Annotated in this window: 13 protein-coding genes; 2 read left to right on the forward strand and 11 right to left on the reverse strand. The window is 76.3% G+C overall.

The features are described from left to right. Both LO771_RS22870 and LO771_RS22875 read right to left on the reverse strand, forming a co-directional pair. Nucleotides 1–981: nucleotide disphospho-sugar-binding domain-containing protein (locus tag LO771_RS22870; protein ID WP_230745723.1), on the reverse strand; the 981-nt coding region annotated here is incomplete at its 3' end. A gap of 19 nt (nt 982–1,000) precedes the next feature. After that, nucleotides 1,001–4,021 carry a non-ribosomal peptide synthetase gene (locus tag LO771_RS22875; RefSeq protein ID WP_230745733.1) on the reverse strand — a complete coding sequence of 1,007 codons (3,021 nt, stop codon included), beginning with the start codon at nt 4,019–4,021 and terminating at the stop codon, nt 1,001–1,003. 270 nt (nt 4,022–4,291) lie between these two features. Between LO771_RS22875 and LO771_RS22880 the strand changes: the two genes are divergently transcribed. Then, a complete protein-coding gene (locus LO771_RS22880; protein ID WP_230745736.1) occupies nt 4,292–5,464 on the forward strand; it encodes a nucleotide disphospho-sugar-binding domain-containing protein in 1,173 nt (390 codons plus the stop codon). Between the two features lie 19 nt (nt 5,465–5,483). Here the strand turns inward: LO771_RS22880 and LO771_RS22885 are convergent, their stop codons facing one another. The 9 genes from LO771_RS22885 to fabG form a co-directional block, all read right to left on the reverse strand. Continuing rightward, nucleotides 5,484–6,104, reverse strand: coding sequence for an antibiotic biosynthesis monooxygenase family protein (locus tag LO771_RS22885; RefSeq protein WP_230745738.1), 621 nt, complete (start codon nt 6,102–6,104; stop codon nt 5,484–5,486). A gap of 57 nt (nt 6,105–6,161) precedes the next feature. Continuing rightward, the gene (locus LO771_RS22890; RefSeq protein WP_230745740.1) at nt 6,162–6,896 is read right to left on the reverse strand and encodes an SDR family NAD(P)-dependent oxidoreductase; all 735 of its coding nucleotides are present in this window, start codon (nt 6,894–6,896) and stop codon (nt 6,162–6,164) included. Then, nucleotides 6,896–8,587 carry an FAD-dependent oxidoreductase gene (locus LO771_RS22895; RefSeq protein WP_230745748.1) on the reverse strand — a complete coding sequence of 564 codons (1,692 nt, stop codon included), beginning with the start codon at nt 8,585–8,587 and terminating at the stop codon, nt 6,896–6,898. The genes LO771_RS22890 and LO771_RS22895 overlap by 1 nt, the downstream gene beginning before the upstream one ends. Next, nucleotides 8,584–9,564: a dTDP-glucose 4,6-dehydratase gene (gene rfbB / locus LO771_RS22900; RefSeq protein ID WP_230745750.1), complete on the reverse strand. Its 981-nt coding sequence runs from the start codon at nt 9,562–9,564 to the stop codon at nt 8,584–8,586. Before rfbB ends, LO771_RS22895 begins: the two co-directional genes overlap by 4 nt. Further along, complete coding sequence (locus tag LO771_RS22905; protein WP_230745765.1) at nt 9,561–10,625, reverse strand: glucose-1-phosphate thymidylyltransferase; 1,065 nt, start codon at nt 10,623–10,625, stop codon at nt 9,561–9,563. The genes rfbB and LO771_RS22905 overlap by 4 nt, the downstream gene beginning before the upstream one ends. Before the next feature lie 192 nt (nt 10,626–10,817). Further along, nucleotides 10,818–12,056: an FAD-dependent monooxygenase gene (locus LO771_RS22910; RefSeq protein WP_230745773.1), complete on the reverse strand. Its 1,239-nt coding sequence runs from the start codon at nt 12,054–12,056 to the stop codon at nt 10,818–10,820. A gap of 34 nt (nt 12,057–12,090) precedes the next feature. After that, nucleotides 12,091–14,391: an AMP-binding protein gene (locus LO771_RS22915; RefSeq protein WP_230745775.1), complete on the reverse strand. Its 2,301-nt coding sequence runs from the start codon at nt 14,389–14,391 to the stop codon at nt 12,091–12,093. Then, nucleotides 14,384–15,373 carry an aromatase/cyclase gene (locus LO771_RS22920; RefSeq protein WP_230745778.1) on the reverse strand — a complete coding sequence of 330 codons (990 nt, stop codon included), beginning with the start codon at nt 15,371–15,373 and terminating at the stop codon, nt 14,384–14,386. Before LO771_RS22920 ends, LO771_RS22915 begins: the two co-directional genes overlap by 8 nt. A gap of 32 nt (nt 15,374–15,405) precedes the next feature. After that, entirely contained in the window at nt 15,406–16,191 is a 786-nt protein-coding gene (fabG, locus tag LO771_RS22925) for a 3-oxoacyl-ACP reductase FabG (protein WP_230745780.1), read from the reverse strand. 219 nt (nt 16,192–16,410) lie between these two features. Between fabG and LO771_RS22930 the strand changes: the two genes are divergently transcribed. After that, nucleotides 16,411–16,854: a nuclear transport factor 2 family protein gene (locus tag LO771_RS22930; protein ID WP_230745782.1), complete on the forward strand. Its 444-nt coding sequence runs from the start codon at nt 16,411–16,413 to the stop codon at nt 16,852–16,854. Nucleotides 16,855–17,193: the final 339 nt, after the last annotated feature.

Below are 17,193 nucleotides of genomic sequence, written 5' to 3' on the forward strand. Positions count from 1 at the left end.
GACGCCGGCGGCGAGCGCGGTCATGGTGCAGCCGGCCCCGCCGTGGTGCACCACCAGGTCGCAGCCGGGGAGCAGCAGGTGCAGCGGAGCCTGTTCCAGCAGCCGCATGCCGGGCGGGAGCGCGCCGATGCGCTCGCGGTCCGCCCCGGTGACGGTGAGGACCACCTCCGCGTCCAGCCCGGCCAGCGCCTCCACCACCCGGGGCACCGCGAACGACGCCGGACCGTACATCGCCGTGACCGAGGTGCCCCAGACCACGCACACCCGCGGCCGCCCGGACCGGCCCGCCGCCGGTGCCGGGTCCGGGACCGCCCCGGGGCCGTTGTAGGGGACGAACCGCACCGGCAGCCGCTCGCCCGCGAGCAGCGGCGGGGCCACCCCGGCCGGACACGGGTCGACCACCCGGGCGACCTGGTCGAAGCCGACCCGGCCGACCCCGTGGCGCTCGAAGGCCCGGCTCATGTCCACCGGCAGCAGGTCCAGCCCCGGCTCCTGCTCGCCGGTGCCGGCCGGCCCCCACAGGTGGAGCGCCGAGGGGCAGCCGAGGACCCGTGCGACCAGCAGGCCCTCCAGGCTGAGCTGGTCGTGCAGGACCAGGTCGGGCCGCCAGGCCCGGCCGAACGCCACCGCGGCGTCGGTGCTGCGGCGGGCGGCGGCCACCAGCCGCGGGTTGTGCTCCTCGAACCATCCGCCGAGGTCGAACTCCTCCAGGCGCCCGAGCGGCTCCCCGGTGAGGGGGTGCGGCGGCAGCCGGTCGAAGGGCCACAGCCCGTCCCGGGCGTTGAGGTAGTTCTGCAGCCGGGCCTGGAACGTCATGTCCCAGCCGTCCAGCACCGGCACCGGGGTCAGCCCGGCGCGGGTCAGCGGCGCCGCCTGGGACGGCGCGCACACCACCCGCACCTCGTGCCCGGCGGCCTGCAGGGCCCAGCCGGTCGGCACCATCGCGAACCAGTGCCCCGGCCAGTCCGAGACACAGAACATCACGCGCACGGCCGGCCCCTCACCCTCGGGTCCCGCTGCCGGCCGGCACCCGGCCGGTCCGCAGGGCCCGGACGAACCCGGTGGCGACCAGCTCCGCCAGCTCGGCCGGGAACACGTCGGTACGGACGCTGACGACCACCTCAGGGCCGTCCTCCGCCCTGAGGTCGATCTCGACCGTCAGCTGGTTGGCGCCCCGGAGCTCCGGCCGCTCCAGCCGCCTCACCGGCAGCCCGGCCAGCGCCGGCTCCGCGGGACGGCTGTCGTGCACGGAGAACAGCGGCAGGTTGAGCAGCGGGCCCACGTCCTGGACCTCGGCGAGCGCCATCGCGGCCTCCCGGAACGGCAGCTCCTGGTGGGCCAGGGCCCGGTTGACGATCTCCGCCGCCCGGGCCGGGGCCAGCTCCGGCCCGCCGCCGTCCGGGGCGGCGCGCAGGCACAGCACGTCGACCCGGTTGGTGACGGCGGCGTCCATCAGCCGCCCGCCGCGCCGGGCCACCGGTACGGCGACGGCGACGTCCTGCTGCCCGGTGACGGTCCGCAGCACCCGGACCACGGCGGCGAACAGCGTCGCGAAGCCGGGGGGCTCGGCGTCCGCGCCGTACCCCGCCCCGGCCAGGCCGGTGCGGTGGACGGCGAGCGGCCCCGTCGGCTCCCAGCTGCGGCGGCGGCCGGGGACCGCGAGCTCGGTCAGGCCGCGCAGGGTGTCGCGCCAGAAGGCGCGCTGCCCGTCGAGGTCCACCAGGGCGAGGTAGCGCCGGTGCTCCGCGTTGGCCTCGGCGAGGCCGGCCGCGGGCGCCGGGAAGTCCGGCTCCCGGCCCTGGGTGCGCGCGGTGTACGCACGGCCGAGGTCCTCGGTGATCAGGGCCGACGACCACCGGTCGAAGGCGACGTGGTGGACCGTCAGCCCCAGCAGGGTGCCGCCGTCGGCGGTGCCGGCCGCGGCCGCCCGCCAGACCAGCCCCTCGGCGATGTCCAGCGGCTCGCGCAGCGCCGCCTCCACGGCGGCGCGCGCCTCCGCGGGATCGGCGGCAGGCAGTTCGCGGAACTCCGGCTCGCCGGGGTCCTCGGGCAGCAGCGCGACCGGCGCGTCGAGCGACCGGTAGCGGGCGTGCAGCCCCTGGTGGCGGCGGTGGAGGTCGCCGAGGGCGGCCCGCAGCGCCGCCCGGTCGACGGCGCCGCCGACCTGCCAGAGCAGCGTGTCGCTCTCGTCGCGGACCAGGAAGAGGTCCTGCATGGAGGTGAGTCCGACCCGGCGCGCGGTCTCCGGCCCGGCGGCCCGCTCCGGTGTCCGGTGGGCCTCCAGCCAGGCCGCGAGGGAGCGCACGTCGGGGGTGCGGTAGAGCTGGGCCGCCTCCACCGGGAGGTCGGGACCGCCGAGCCGGGCGCACACCCGGGCCGCGTCCAGCGAGCTGCCGCCCAGGTCGAAGAAGGAAGCGCCGACCGGCACCCGGTCCACCCCGAGCACCTCGGCGAAGGCCGCGGCCACCCGCTGCTCCGCCGCATCCGCAGGCGTCCCGGCGGCCCCGGCGGCCCCGACGGCCCCGGCCTCCGCCGCCCTGGCCGCCCGGGCCCGCTCGGCGAGCGCGGCGCGGTCGACCTTGCCGTTGGCGTTCAGCGGGAGCCGGTCCAGCCGCTCGATCCGGCCGGGCACCATGTAGTCCGGCAGCCGGGCCTCGAGGTACGCGCGCAGCCCGGCCCCGTCGGGCGCCCCGGGGCCCCGGCCGGTGAAGAACAGCCCCAGTGCGGTGCAGGCGCCGTCGGCGCCGGTGACCGGGACCACGGCGGGGTCGGCCACGCCCGGCGCCCCGGCGGCGCAGGCCTCGACCTCCTCCAGCTCGATCCGCAGGCCGCGCATCTTCACCTGGCGGTCCAGCCGCCCGCCGATGTACAGCACGCCGTCCCTGCTCCACCGGCCCCGGTCGCCGGTGCGGTACAGCCGGGTGCGGCGGCCGCCGACCTCCACCTCGGTGAACTTGCGGGCGGTCAGCTCCGGGTCCCGGAGGTAGCCGAGGGCCAGGCCGTCGCCGCCCAGGCAGATCTCCCCGTCCTCGTCGACGTCGCAGACCCGGTCGCCGTCGAGCACGTGGACCTCGGTGTTGGCCAGCGGGCGGCCCAGGGGCAGGCCGGCCGGGTCGGCGCAGTCCTCCCGGGTGAGCACCCGCTCGGTGGCGATCACGGTGCACTCCACCGGGCCGTACACGTTGGAGATCCCGGTGCCGGGATGCGCCTCCATGAAGCGCAGCACGTGGGCGGGGGAGACCTTCTCGCCGCCGACCATCACCTTGCGCAGCCCGGCGAAGGCCCCGATGCCCTCCTCGACGATCAGGTGGAAGACCGCCGTGGTGACGAAGACGTGCGTGAGCCCCTCGGTCCCGACCAGCCGCCGCAGCGTCCCCGGCAGCAGCGGGGACTCCGCGAAGACCACCGTGCCGCCGCAGAGCAGGGCGCCCCAGCAGTCGTAGGTGAACCCGTCCCACGGGGTCGGCGCCACCTGGACGATGGCCGATCCCGGGCCGAAGTCGGAGAACTCGCAGTCGTCCCACAGCCGGGCCACGCCCCGGTGCGGGGAGAGGACCGCCTTGGGGACCCCGCTGGTGCCGGAGGTGAAGAAGACCGAGCAGGCGTCGTCGCCGCCGACCTGCACCGGGGAGGGCCGGCGGTGCCCCGAGGCAGGGGCCTGCCGCGGGTCGCCCGGCGGCTCCGCCACGGGGACCGCCCACGGGCCGGCCTCGGCGGTGACCAGGACGCGCGCCGACAGCTGGTCCAGCAGCCCGGCGATCCGGTCCCGGGGCCAGCGCGGGTCGAGCGCCGCGTAGGCGGCGCCGCGCTTGAGCACCGCGAGCATGCCCACCACGAGCTCGGGTCCCCGCGGCAGCAGGAGCGGGACCAGGTCGCCGTGCCCCACCCCGGCGTCCTCCAGCCGGGCGGCGAAGTCGTCGGAGGCCAGGTCGAGCTGCCGGTAGCCGATGCGCCGGGAGCCGTCGACCATGGCCGCCGCCTCCGGGAAGCGCCGGGCGGACCAGTCGAAGAGCTCGAGCATCGTGGTCCCGCGCCGGTAGGGCCGCGGCGGTGGGTTCCATCTGGGATCCGGTGGGGTCATGTCGAGTGCCCTCCCCTTCGTTGGTGGCCCCAGGGTGGGAGCGGCCGGACGACCGCCGCTCGAACACGGCTGGAAGCCGGCCGCGCCGCTCGCACGCGGCCCGAGGCCTTCTCCACCGCGGCCCGGGACGCTGGGCGGGCCCGGGCCGCCGCGCCGGCCCGCCGCCGCGCCGCCCCGGGCGTCCGTCCCCCTACGACCCGAGGAGCGCCGATGCGCGTACTCCTGATCACCACCCCCGTCTCGACCCACTTCGCACCGCTGGTCCCGCTCGCCTGGGCACTGCGCGCCGCCGGCCACGAGACCCTGGTCCTGGGGCAGCCCGACGTGGTGGACGCCGCCCGGGCCGCGGGGCTGTCCGGCCACGTCGTCGGCGAGGCCTTCGACGCGGCCGAGCTGATGGCCCTGGGGCTGCCGCCGGACCGCCGCCCGATCGAGGTCCAGGGCAGGCCGGGGCCCGCGGCCTTCGCGGCGGCGCTGCGGCCGTGGACCGTGCACACCCGCTACACCGTCGGCAGCTACCTGGCCTTCGCCCGCGGCTGGCGGCCGGACCTGGTCCTCTCCGACCGCCTGGACTACGGCGCGCTGATCGTGGGCGGGGTGCTCGGCGTCCCCGTGGTGCAGCACCGCTGGGGGGTGGACCCGGTCGGCGAGGCCGCCCGCGGGGCCGGGCTGCGGCCGCTCCAGGGGGTCTGCGCCCGGCTGGGCCTGCCCGACGGGCTGCCGCACCCCGCGCTGGTGCTCGACCCCTGCCCGCCCGGCTTCCAGGACCCGGAGGTGACGCCGGGCGAGCCGGTCCGGTACATCCCCAGCAACGGCGCCGGCATCCTCCCCGACTGGGCGCTGACCCCGCCCGAGGGCCACCGGGTCTGCGTCTCGCTCGGGCAGCTCACCCTGGCCATGAACGGCATGCCGCTGCTGCACCGGATCGTCGAGGCGTTCGACGGCCTGGACGGGGCCGAGGCCGTCGTCACCGTGCCGGCCGCCTTCCGGGACCGGGTCGGGCCGGTGCCGCGGTCGGTGCGGATCGTCGACCCGGTCCCGCTCGACCTGGTGCTGGACCGCTGCACGGCGGTGGTGCACCACGGCGGGTCCGGCACCCAGCTGACGGCGACCGCCTTCGGACTCCCGCAGCTGGTGCTGCCCGGACACCTGGACACCTTCGTGGTCGGCGACCGGATCGCCGCGTGCGGGGCCGGGATCACCCTGGACGACCCGGCCGCCCAGGACGACAGCGGGGCGGTCCGCGCGGCGCTGCGGGAGCTGCTCGACGACCCGGGGTACGCGGCGGGCGCGCGCAAGCTCCAGGAGGGCATGCGCCAGCTTCCGGCCCCGGCGCAGCTGGTGCCGGTCCTGGAGCGGCTCGCCGAGGACGGCCCCGCCTGACCCGCCGCCCGGACCAGGGTCAGACCGCCACCGGCGCGACCACCGAGACCACCCGGTAGCGGCCGGTCTCCTGCCCGGCGGCCCAGGCAGGCCAGTCGTCCGCCGCCGGCCCGTCGGCGGTCCGCCAGGACAGGGCGGTGTAGCCGCCCGGCCGGACCAGCGAGCGGGCCAGGGCGACCTGGGCGACGTCGTCGCGGGCCGCCAGCGACGCGGCCTGCCCGGAGAGCCGCTGCTCGAACCCGGCCCGGTCCGCGTCCTCCGGCAGGTCGAAGGCGGCCAGTTCGAGCAGCCCCTGCTCCGCGCCGTCGGCGGGCAGCAGGGTGCCGTCGGGCTCCAGCGCGGCCAGCCGGTCGATCCGGGTGTCCGCGAGCCGGCCGATGCCGCTCATGGCCCGGGAGGCGAAGGCGTACGAGCGGACCACCGTCAGGTAGGAGACGGAGTCCCGCCACCAGGCGATGTTGACGTAGGTGTCCGGCGACTCCGCCGACCTGGCGAGGATCCCGAACCGGAACCCCGCGTCGGCCTGCATCAGCTCGCCCTGCTCCGCCAGCAGCTGCTCGAACTCGGCGGCGTCCCCCTTCAACCGGAAGACCGCCACCACGGCGAGCGGCGTGGCGCCGTTGTTCTGGACCTCGTTCATCTCGGTTCTCCCCTGTGGTGTGGAATCACGTGTGCGGCTGTGCGCTGCGGCGGACGGTCAGCCGGCCGTCCAGCCGCCGTCGGCCACGAAGACCCCGCCGGAGCAGTACGACGAGTCCGGGCCGCTCAGGAAGAGGGTCAGCGCGGCGACCTCCTCGGAGCGGCCGAAGCGGCCGGCCGGGATCTCCTCCAGCAGGCGCCGCTCGATCCGCTCGGGCATGCCGCCGGTCATCTCGGTGGCCACCACCCCGGGGCAGACCGCGTTGACGCGGATGCCGTCCCGGCCCAGCTCCAGCGCCGCGACCCTGGTCATGCCGATCACGGCGTGCTTGGAGGCGCAGTAGGCCGTGAGCAGCGGCACGCCCTGCAGCGCGTTCACCGAGGCGATGTTGACGACCGTTCCGCCGCCGGCCGCCCGCAGTGCCGGGACCGCGGCCCGCATCCCCAGGAAGACGCCGAGCTGGTTGACCTCGACCACCCGCAGGTAGTCCTCGGGCCGGGTCGCCTCCAGCGGCGCCTGGTGGAGCACGCCCGCGTTGTTGACCAGTCCGTCGAGCCGGCCCCAGCGCCCGGTGGCGCAGGCGACGGCGGCCGCCCAGGACTCCGGGTCGCGGACGTCCAGGCGGACGCCCGCGGCCGCGTCGCCGAGCGCCTCGGCGACCTTGCCGACCCGCTCGTCGACGTCGCCCAGCACGACCCGGGCGCCCTCCTCGACGAAGCGGCGGGCGGTGGCCGCGCCCTGCCCGCCGGCGGCTCCGCTGATCAGCACGACCCGGTCGGTGAGCCCGCCCATCAGAGCTCCTCCCCCCGGCCGCCGCCCACGCCCGGGGCGACGGGCCGCGGGGCCTCCGCGGGCGACGGCCGCAGGCCGAGGGCGGTGAGCGCCGCCTCGGGGCCCGGACCGCCGGCCGGGCCGCCGCGTGCCGCGACGTAGCCGTCCGGCCGGACCAGCAGCCAGTCGCCGGGGCCCGCACCGAGCCCGTCGGCCAGCATCCCGCCGGGATCGGCGAGGGTGCCGGGCCCGACCGCCGCGCTCCCGGTGCCGGACGGCACCACGCGGACCCGCAGGCCCGACCGGTACGCGTCGGCGATCCGGTCCAGGGCGGCGCCGCCGTACGGTGCGAAGGCGAGCAGCAGCCAGCCGGGCTCGCGGAGTTCGGCGACCAGCCGGCGCCAGCCCTCCGACCGGGCCAGCGTCTCCCCGGTCACCCGGGCCGCGCGGCCGCCCGGGGCGGGCTGCGCCGCGGCCGCCGCGGGCAGGGTCACCGGGCTGCCGTCGTAGCGCAGGTCCAGGGCGGACATCCCGCCCATGATCTTGCGCTGGATCCTGGACTTCAGCGGGGGCAGCGACCTGACCACGGTGAAGACCCCGCGCAGCGCCGCCGCGGCGAGGCGGCTGCGCAGCTGGACCAGCACGGTGGCGAACCGCGTGGACCTCAGCAGCGCGGCCCCGACCGGCACCCGCTCGGTTCCGTAGCTGTCCAGCAGCTCCTCCCCGGCGGTGCCGTGGAGGACCGCCGCGAGCTTCCAGGCCAGGTTGAAGGCGTCCTGGACGCCGGTGTTCATCCCCTGGCCGGAGGCCGGACTGTGCACGTGGGCGGCGTCGCCGGCGACGAAGCAGCGCCCCGAGCGCATGGTGGGGATCATGCGCTGCTGGATGGTGAAGACCGAGACCCAGCTCGGCGCGGAGACGCGGACCGGCCGGCCGGTCCCGGCCTCGATCTTCGCCGCGAAGCGCCGGGCCACCGCCTCGTCGTCGCCGTCGTAGGAGACGTCGGCGGTGTCCAGCAGCCGCCACTTGCCCGGGTCGGGGAAGGGCACCAGCATGACCGTGCCGGCGCGGGTGCGCATCCAGTGGATGCTGTCCCGCGGCAGGTCGCAGTCGACGACCGCGTCGGCGATCAGCCAGGTCTCGCTGCTCTCGCCGACCAGGGGCAGGCCGAGCTGCCTGCGGACGGTGCTGTGGCCGCCGTCGCAGCCGACCAGCCATCCGGCCGCCGTCTCCTCGACCGTGCCGTCCGGGTGGCGCAGCCGGACCGCCACCTCGGAGCCGCGGTCCTCGAAGCCCTCCAGGGACACCCCCCACTCGGGCTCCACCCCGCGGCGGGCGGCCGCGGTGCGCAGCACCTCCTCGGTCACCACCTGGTCCACCATCAGGGTGAAGGGGAACCGGGTCGGCAGCCGGCTGTAGTCGGTGTCGAAGCGCACCAGGCGGCGGCCGTTCTGGTGCAGGGTGAAGTGCTCCACCCGCTGCCCGCGGGGCAGCAGCCCGCCGAGCACCCCCATCTGGTCGTAGGTCTCCAGGGTCCTGGCGTGGGTGGCCAGCGCCCTGCTGGTCCGGGCCGGGCCGGGCGCCGCGTCCACCAGCCGCACCCGGACGCCGTGCCGGGCCAGCTCGTGGGCGGCGGTGAGGCCGACCGGGCCCGCGCCGACCACGAGGACCTGCGGCCCGGTCCCCTCCCCGGTCCGTCGCACGTCGGTCATCGCTGCTCCTCGCGGTGCTTGAGGGCCTTCCACCAGCCCGGGTTGTCCCGGTACCAGGCGACGGTCGCCGCCAGCCCCTCGTCGAAGGGGATCCGCGGCGCGTAGCCGAGCTGCTCGCGGATCTTGCCGTCGTCCAGCGAGTAGCGCAGGTCGTGGCCCTTGCGGTCGGCGACGGGGCGGATCCGGTCCCGGTCCGCGCCGCACAGCTCCAGCAGCAGCTCGGTGATCCGGCGGTTGGTCTGCTCGTTGCCGCCGCCCACGTTGTAGACCTCGCCGGCCCGTCCCCGCGTGAGCACCAGCTGGACGGCCCGGCAGTGGTCGTCGACGTGCAGCCACTCGCGGATGTTGGAGCCGTCGCCGTACAGCGGCACCTCCAGGCCCTCCAGGAGGTTGGTGACGAAGAGCGGGATGAGCTTCTCCGGGTTCTGGTACGGGCCGTAGTTGTTGCTGCAGCGGGTGATCGAGACGTCCAGCCCGTGAGTCCGCCAGTAGGCGCGGGCGACGAGGTCGGAGGCGGCCTTGGACGCCGCGTACGGCGAGTTGGGCTGCAGCGGCCACTCCTCGGTCCAGGAGCCCTCGGTGATCGAGCCGTACACCTCGTCGGTGGAGACGTGCACCACCCGCTGCACGCCGGTGCGCAGGCAGGCGTCGAGCAGCGTCTGGGTGCCGCCGACGTTGGTGCGGACGAACTCGGCGGCCGACTCCAGCGACCGGTCGACGTGCGACTCGGCGGCGAAGTGCACGACCGCGTCGTGCCCCGGCAGCAGGTCGAGGAGGAGCGGCAGGTCGCAGACGTCCCCCTGGACGAACTCCAGCCGCGGGTGGGCCGGCGGGAGGTTCTCCCGGCAGCCCGCGTAGGTGAGCTTGTCGACCACGGTGACCCGGGCGTCCTCGTACCCCGGGTAGCCGCCGTCGAGCAGCGTGCGGACGTAGTGCGAGCCGATGAAGCCGGCGGCGCCGGTGACCAGGAGCCTCATGCGGCGACCTCCACCCGGGTGTGGTCGCCGACCACCAGGCGGTGGTGGCTGCCCAGGTCGGCGGTGGTGACCGCGGCCGAGCGGCCGAGCAGCGACCCGTGCAGGCCGCGCACCTGGGAGACGGTCGCGCCGTCCAGGGCGATCGAGTACTCCAGGTGGGTCCCGGAGAGCGTGCAGTTGCGGCCGATCGAGGTGTGCGGGCCGATGTGGCTGTCCTCCACCACGCTGTCCGCCCCGACCACCGCCGGGCCGTGGATGACCGAGCGCACCACGCGGGCGCCGGGCTCCAGCACCACCGCGCCCACCAGCAGGCTGTCGTCGTCGACCTCGCCCAGCACCGAGCGCTCCACGCCGTCCAGCAGCTCCCGGTTGCACTCCAGGACGTCCTCCACCCTGCCGGTGTCCTTCCAGTAGCCCTGGTACTCGTGCGCCCGGACCTCGGCGCCCTGCAGGACCAGCCACTGGATCGCGTCCGTGATCTCCAGCTCGCCGCGCCTGCTGGGCGCGATGGAGCCGACCGCCCGGTGGACGGCGGGGGTGAAGAAGTAGACGCCGATCAGCGCCAGGTCGCTGCGGGGCTGCGCCGGCTTCTCCACCAGCCGCGAGACCCGGCCGTCGGCCGCCACCTCGGCCACGCCGAAGGCGCGGGGGTCGGCCACCTTGCGGACCACCACCTGGGCGGCCGGGCGCAGGGCCCGGAACTCCTCCGCGGCGGCGGCCACGCCCTGCGGGAGCATGTTGTCGCCGAGGTACATCACGAAGTCGTCCTCGCCGAGGAACCCCCGGGCCAGCGAGACGCAGTGGGCCAGGCCGAGCGGCTGCTCCTGGCGCAGGTAGGTGATCCGCAGGCCAAGCCGGGACCCGTCGCCCACCGCGGCGGCGATCTCCGTCTCGCGCCCGCCGACGACGATGCCGACCTCCGAGACCCCCAGGTCGCGGATGTTCTCCAGGACGTGCTGGAGCACCGGCTTGTTGGCGATCGGTATGAGCTGCTTGGGCATCGAGTAGCTGAAGGGTCGCAGGCGGGTTCCGGTACCGCCGGACAAGACCAGAGCCTTCATCGGTCCTCTTCTCACCGTCGTGGTGTGCACCGTGGCACCCCTGTCGGACAGGGAGACCATGGGCGGGTCCGGTCGAGGATTCCTCGGACGCCGCTGTCGGCGCGCTCGACCGGGGCCGCGCCGTCCGGACGCGCCGGCGGCCTGCCCGACCCCGAGGGGTCGGGCAGGCCGCCGGCCGGGATCCCGGGCGGATCAGCGGAAGCACTCGCGGGCGATCCGGATCCGCGGGTCCCCGTACGCGATGCGCCGCAGCACCGCGCGGTGGAGCGGGGTGTGCCGCACCGCCGCCGCCAGCCTCGGGCGGACCCGGGTGGCGAAGCGGCCGGTCGACAGCATGGCCTTGCTCTGGACGGCCTGCAGGCGCATGGCCGAGGCGATGCCGGGGGAGCGACGGCGCTCGTAGGCGGAGAGGAACTCCCGGCTCGCGTCGCCGGCGGCCAGCGAGGAGACCAGCAGCGGGTGCAGCAGGACCGCGTCCTGCACCGCCAGGTTGATGCCCTGCGCGCCGATCGGGCTGTGGGTGTGCGCGGCGTCCCCGATCAGCACCAGGCCGTGGTCTGCCCAGCGGTCGGCGCGTCCGGAGAAGACGTCCAGCAGACTGAGGTCGCGCAGGGAGGTGACCTGCTCCCGGATCAGCCCGGCGTACGGGGGGACGGCGGCGGCGAGCTGCTCCCTGAGCTGCTCCAGGCCCCCCGCGACGGCCTGCCGGTAGCCCTTGTGCGGCAGGGTCCAGCCGATCTGCAGCCGGTCCGGCCAGGACGCGTAGACCAGCACCGGGCTGCCGCTCGCCCGGTACACGCGGACGTCCCGGCCGGCGGCCCCGCCGGGCGGCGCGCCGTCCGTGGAGAGCTTGAACCAGAGCACGTCGAGGTCGAAGGCGTCGTTGCGGCCGGCGCCGATCCCCGCGAGCCGGCGGACCTTGGAGAACCGGCCGTCCGCGCCCACCACGCAGTGGGCCAGCACGGTGCGGCCGCCGTCCGGGCCGTCCGCGGTGACCCCGGCGACCCGGCCGCCCTCGCGGACCAGCCCGCCCACCCGGAACCCGCTGAGCCAGGTGAAGCCCTCGTACTTCTCGCAGTGCAGCAGCAGCTCGTCCAGGACGTGCGCCTGCGGGATGCTGAGCAGGTGGTCGTGGGGCCCGGGGAGGGCCCGGTAGTCGATGTCCAGCAGCACCCGCTCCTGCTCGACCAGCCGGAACCGGGAGTGCTCCAGGGCGCCCCGGGCCCGGGCCCCGGCGAGCACGCCCAGGTCGTCCAGCAGCGCCATCGCCCCGGGCTGCAGGATCTCCCCGCGGAACTCGCGCTGGTGCGTCCGGGACCGCTCCACGACGGCCACCCGGACCCCCGACCTCAGCAGGAGCAGGGCCAGCACCATGCCGGCCGGCCCGGCCCCGACGATGCAGACGTCCGTGCGGACCTCTTGCGCAGCCACCGGGCTGCCTCCTCTCCTCGCCCCGGCCGCGGGCTCAGACCGCCACGGCCCGGTCGGCCCGGTTGCCCGCGACCGGCGCCGCCACCACCGGCTCGACCTCGGCCTGGGCCAGCACCGCCGCGTACTCCGGGCCGGACCGGGCCTCGCGGCAGGCCTCCTCGCTGCCCCACCAGGTCGCGGCGGTCCAGCCGCCGGGGCGCTTGAACAGCGAGCGGGCCAGGTCGGTGTGGCCGAAGCCGGCGCCCCGGGCCGCGGCCTGCGCGTACGCCCGGAAGGCCCGCTCGAACTCCGCGGCGTCGCCGGTCACGGTGAAGTACTCGACCAGGACGAACGGCCGGCCCTCGGTGGGCACGGTGCCGCCGTCGACCCGGACGGCGCCCATCGAGGGGTCCGCGTCGACGTCGACGATCTCGTGGAACTCCGCGGCGTGCCGCTGGAAGACCTCGCTGGCCAGCACCTTCTGGAAGTCCTCGGCGGAGGTCCACCAGCCGAGGTTCACGTAGACGCCGGGCGCGTCGGCACGGCGGACGGCCTGGTGGGAGTGGAAGCCCTCCTGGGCGCGCATCCACCGGACGTGCTCCAGGAAGCGGCGCTCGAACTCCTCGGCGTCCTCGCCGCGCTTGAGGGTGAAGGTGTTGACCACGGTGAAGAGCGGTGCGGACATCGCTGACCTTTCGGTGAGGGGGAGCGGGGGGCGGCCGTCGGCCGTCCGGGCGGCGAGGGCGTCGCGCAGCACGCGGCGCTGGATCTTGCCGTTGCCGGAGCGGGGGATGCCGTCCACCGCCTCGGCGTACCTGACCTGCTGGTAGTAGGGAAGCCCTTCGTTGACCTCGGCCAGCACCTCGGCCAGCACCTCGGGCAGCGCCCCGGCGGGCACCTCCGCGGCGCCCCCGGCGGACGCCCCGGCAGGCGCCCCCGCCGGCGGCCGCAGCACCACCAGGGCACCCGCCACCGCGCCGCCGAACCCGTCGGGCAGGTCCACCACCACCGCCTCGCGGACCAGCGGGTGCCGCAGCAGCGCCTGCTCGACCTCGGAGGGCGCGACCAGGAAGTTGTCGCACTTGAAGACGTCCTTGAGCCGGTCCACCAGGAACAGCCGGCCCTCCTCGTCGACCCGTCCGACGTCCCCGGTGGTGAGCCAGCCGTCGGGCTCCAGGCCGGTGCCGTCGGGGCCCCCGAGGTAGCCCTTCATCACCTGGGGGCCGCGCAGCTGCACCTCGCCCACGGCGCCGGGCGGCAGCACCGCCCGGGTGTCGACGTCGACCACCCGGCACTCGGTGCCCGCGACCGGCCGCCCGACCGAGCCGTGGACGGGGTGGTCCGGGTCGTCGCTGTGGGTCAGCGGGGAGGTCTCCGCCAGGCCGTAGCCCTGGAACACCGGGACGCCGAAGCGCTCGGTGAGCCGGCGGGCGGCGGCCGGGGGGAGCGCCGAGCCGCCGGAGGCGATCCTGGCCACCGTGCGGAGGGACGGGCCGTCCGGCGCGGGCCCGGCGGCCAGCCGGGCCAGCCGCACCGGCAGGCTGTACAGGTGGGTGGCGCCGTGCTCGTCGGCCGCGGCCACCGCGGCCGACGGCTCCGGGGCGGCGCACAGCACCTGGGTGGCGCCGGCCCGCACCGCCGAGTTGAGGTGCATGGGGTGGAAGGTGGGCAGGTGGTTGACGGTCACCGAGCCGCCGTCCAGCCGGTGCGCCTGGGCGATCTGGGCCGCGTTGACCACCAGGTTCCGGTGGGTCAGCCGCACCCCCTTGGGCCGGCCGGTGGTCCCGCTGGTGAACTGGACGCAGGCGACGTCCCCGGGGGCGGCGCCGTTCCGCACCGGGTCCGGCCGCTGCCCGGCGAGGCCGTCCAGGGTGAGCCGGTCCCCGGGCGCGTCCCCGGGCGCGTCCTCGGAGGTGCCCGCCATCAGCACCACCCGGCGCAGGGCGGGCAGCCGCTCCCGGACCGCCGCGAGCCGCCGGTCCAGCGCGGCGTCGGCGAACAGCACCCGCGCCTCGCAGAGCCCGAGGACGTGGACCAGCTCCTCCTCGCGCAGCAGCGGGTTGACGACCGCCACCACCCGGCCGGCGCGCGCCACGGCGTAGTAGGCCACCGCGAAGTCCGGGTGCAGCACCGAGGCGACGGCCACCGTGCCGCCGGGCGGCGCCCCCTCCGGCAGCCGGTCCAGCGCGGCGGCGACCTCCGAGACCCGCCGGTCGAGGGCGGCGTAGTCCAGCGGGCGGCCGACGCCGGCCAGGGCGGTCCGGTCGGGGTGGGCCGCGGCGGCCTCGGCGAGCAGCCCGTCGAGCCGGGCCGGGAGCTCCGGCAGGCCTGCCGCGGCCGGCAGCCGGTCAGCCACGGAGGGCCTCCGCGAAGTTCCGGGCGTGCCGCAGCGTGGTGCCGCTGTTGGTGCTCAGCGCCCGATGGATGTAGGCGCGGGCGTCGGCGACGGTGCGGCCCTCGCCGAGGACCCGCTCCACCGCCTCGGGGCGGACGGTGACGGTGTGCCGGGAGGTGACGTCGACCCCGTCGCCGGCCGGGGTGACGGTCCAGCTGCCGGTGTGCGCCGACATCAGCGCCGGGACCACGGTCTGCTTGTAGACGATCCGGTCCGGTCCGAGGACCACCCGCACCGACTCGGTGGTGTGCACCGAGCCGTCCGCGGCCCGGGTGTCCATGGACATCAGCTGCAGGCCCGGCACCTCCTCCCGCAGGTCGAGCCGGGCGACGTGCGGCAGCCGCTCCGGCCACAGGTCGGCGCGGTCGAGGAAGGCGAGGACGTCCGCGCCCGAGCCCGCGACGTGCACGGTGTCCTCGAAGCTGAAGACCAGCTCGTCCAGCCGGTCGCCCAGCTCGGCGAGCTCCCGGATGCCGGCCAGTTCGGCCGCGCTGTTGCGGTCCAGCGCCGCGTTGATCCACTCCACCGCGGCGGGGTCGTCGTCCACCGCCCGGAAGTCGTGGTGCAGCTCCAGGAGGCAGTGGCCGTCGCCGGTCGGGCGGACGGTCCACTCCCCGCCCATGGCGGCCACCGGCGGCTGGCTGACCTCCTGGCGGAAGGTCACCCGCAGCGCCCCGGGGTCCAGTTCCCGGCGGGAGACCCAGGACTGGACCTCGCCGTTGGCGGTGGCCCAGATGCGGATGCGCTCGCTGCCCGGGCCCTGCTCCAGGTGCTCGACGTGGATGTTCGGGGAGAAGTACTGCGGCCAGCGCGCGGCGTCGGCGACGATCGCGTACACCGCCTCGGCCGGCGCCGCCACCGCGGTGCTGTGCACCGTGCGGTGCTCCGTGGGCGCGGACTCCGTGGGCGCCTGCTCCGTGGGGGCGGACGTGGACGTGGACATGGGGAACCCTTCCTCTCGCGGGTCGCGGGGGCTCAGTAGTTGCCGAGGCCGCCGCAGACGTTGAGCGCCTGAGCGGTGATGGAGGCGGCGGTGTCCGTGGCCAGGTAGCCGACCAGGCCCGCCACCTCCTCGGGGGTGGAGTAGCGGCCCATCGGGATCTTGGTCTGGAAGCGCTCGAGGATCGCCTCCTCCGAGGTCCCGTACGCCGCGGCGTACCCCTGCCGGACCCGCTGGGCCATCGGGGTCTCCACGTAGCCGGGGCAGACCGCGTTGACGGTGACCCCGGTCTTCGCGAGCTCCAGGCCGAGGGCCTTGGTGAAGCCGACCACCGCGTGCTTGGAGGCCGAGTAGGGGGCGCCCAGGACCACGCCCTGCTTGCCGCCCGTGGAGGCGATGTTGACGATCCGGCCCCAGCCGCGCTCCTGCAGGCCGCCGGCGTTGAGCACCTCGCGGGTCATCAGGAAGACGCTGTTGAGGTTGGTGTCGATCACGTCGTACCAGAGCTCGTCGGCGATCTCCGCGGTCACCCCGCCGCCGCTCCGGCCCGCGTTGTTGACCAGCACGTCGATCCGGCCCCAGCGCTCGACCGCCGCCGCCACCAGCGCGCGCACGTCCTCCGGGCGGCGCACGTCGGCGGCGGCGCCGTCGGCCTCCAGGCCCTCCTGCCGGAGCTCCTTGACGGTGAGCTCCACCGCGTCGGCGCTCCGCGCACAGACGAAGACCCGGAAGCCGCTTCCCGCCAACCCCCTGGCCACCGCCAGCCCGATCCCGCTGGTGCCCCCGGTGACCAGGGCCACCCGCTGTTCCGTGTCCGGCATGGTGCCGCTCCTCTCGGTGCTCGGCCGAAGATCCTCGGTGCCGACAACCTGCCGAACCGCCCTCGAACAGGGATCGAACCCGGGTGGACAGGGACCGCCCGCCGCCCCGCCGGCGTCCAGCGGCGTCCGAGCCCGGCCCGAGCCGCGCGGACGAGGCTCGGCCGTGCACTGCCGGTTGCACGGGGTCCCACGGGGCCCCACGAGACAGAGGAAGCCGCCATGACCGTGACGGAGCACCCGCCCGTAGCCGACACCGCCGGGCTCTACCAGCAGGTCCAGCAGTTCTACGCCCAGCAGATGCAGCTCCTCGACAGCGGCCGGGCCGAGGAGTGGGCCGAGACCTTCACCGAGGACGGGGTCTTCGCGGCCAACGCGCACCCGCAGCCCGCCCGGGGCCGGGCGACCATCGCGGCCGCCGTCCGCGCCGCGAGCGACGAGTACGCCGCCAAGGGCGTCCAGCGCCGGCACTGGCTGGGCATGGTGTCGCTGGAGCAGTGCGCCGAGGACGACCTCCACGCCCGGTGCTACGCCCTGGTGATCGAGACGCCGCGCGGCGGACAGTCCGTCATCCGGGCCAGCACGCTGTGCGAGGACCGGCTGGTGCGCCGCGACGGCCGGTGGCTCGTGGAGGAGCGCCAGGTCACGCGGGACGACCTCGGCTGACGGCCTCGCAGACCGCCCGGGAACCCCTCCGGCACCCCCCTCCGGGAACCCCCGGGCCGCCGCGGGCCCGCACGCCCCTCCCCCCGGGCGTGCGGACCCGCGGTTCTTCGTGTCCGGACCCGGCGGCCGCCCCCGCCGACGCCGGCCGCCCCGGAAACGCCGGGCGCCCCGGAAACGCCGGGCGCCCCGGAAACGCCGGCCGCCCCGGAAACGCCGGCCGCCCCGGAAACGCCGGCCGCCCCGGAAACGCCGGCCGCCCCGGAAACGCCGGCCGCCCCGGAAACGCCGGCCGCCCCGGAAACGCCGGCTGCCGGAACCCCGACGGGGTTCCGGCAGCCG

The organism is Streptacidiphilus sp. ASG 303 (genome assembly GCF_020991365.1).
Lineage (GTDB): Bacteria > Actinomycetota > Actinomycetes > Streptomycetales > Streptomycetaceae > Peterkaempfera.

Bases quoted from the DNA above. Each gene is read 5' to 3' on its own strand.
- LO771_RS22905 (WP_230745765.1), bottom strand. From the start codon at position 10,625: ATGAAGGCTCTGGTCTTGTCCGGCGGTACCGGAACCCGCCTGCGACCC.
- LO771_RS22875 (WP_230745733.1), bottom strand. From the start codon at position 4,021: ATGCTCGAGCTCTTCGACTGGTCCGCCCGGCGCTTCCCGGAGGCGGCG.
- rfbB (WP_230745750.1), bottom strand. From the start codon at position 9,564: ATGAGGCTCCTGGTCACCGGCGCCGCCGGCTTCATCGGCTCGCACTAC.
- LO771_RS22880 (WP_230745736.1), top strand. From the start codon at position 4,292: ATGCGCGTACTCCTGATCACCACCCCCGTCTCGACCCACTTCGCACCG.
- LO771_RS22930 (WP_230745782.1), top strand. From the start codon at position 16,411: ATGACCGTGACGGAGCACCCGCCCGTAGCCGACACCGCCGGGCTCTAC.
- LO771_RS22890 (WP_230745740.1), bottom strand. From the start codon at position 6,896: ATGGGCGGGCTCACCGACCGGGTCGTGCTGATCAGCGGAGCCGCCGGC.
- LO771_RS22895 (WP_230745748.1), bottom strand. From the start codon at position 8,587: ATGACCGACGTGCGACGGACCGGGGAGGGGACCGGGCCGCAGGTCCTC.
- LO771_RS22920 (WP_230745778.1), bottom strand. From the start codon at position 15,373: ATGTCCACGTCCACGTCCGCCCCCACGGAGCAGGCGCCCACGGAGTCC.
- fabG (WP_230745780.1), bottom strand. From the start codon at position 16,191: ATGCCGGACACGGAACAGCGGGTGGCCCTGGTCACCGGGGGCACCAGC.
- LO771_RS22885 (WP_230745738.1), bottom strand. From the start codon at position 6,104: ATGAACGAGGTCCAGAACAACGGCGCCACGCCGCTCGCCGTGGTGGCG.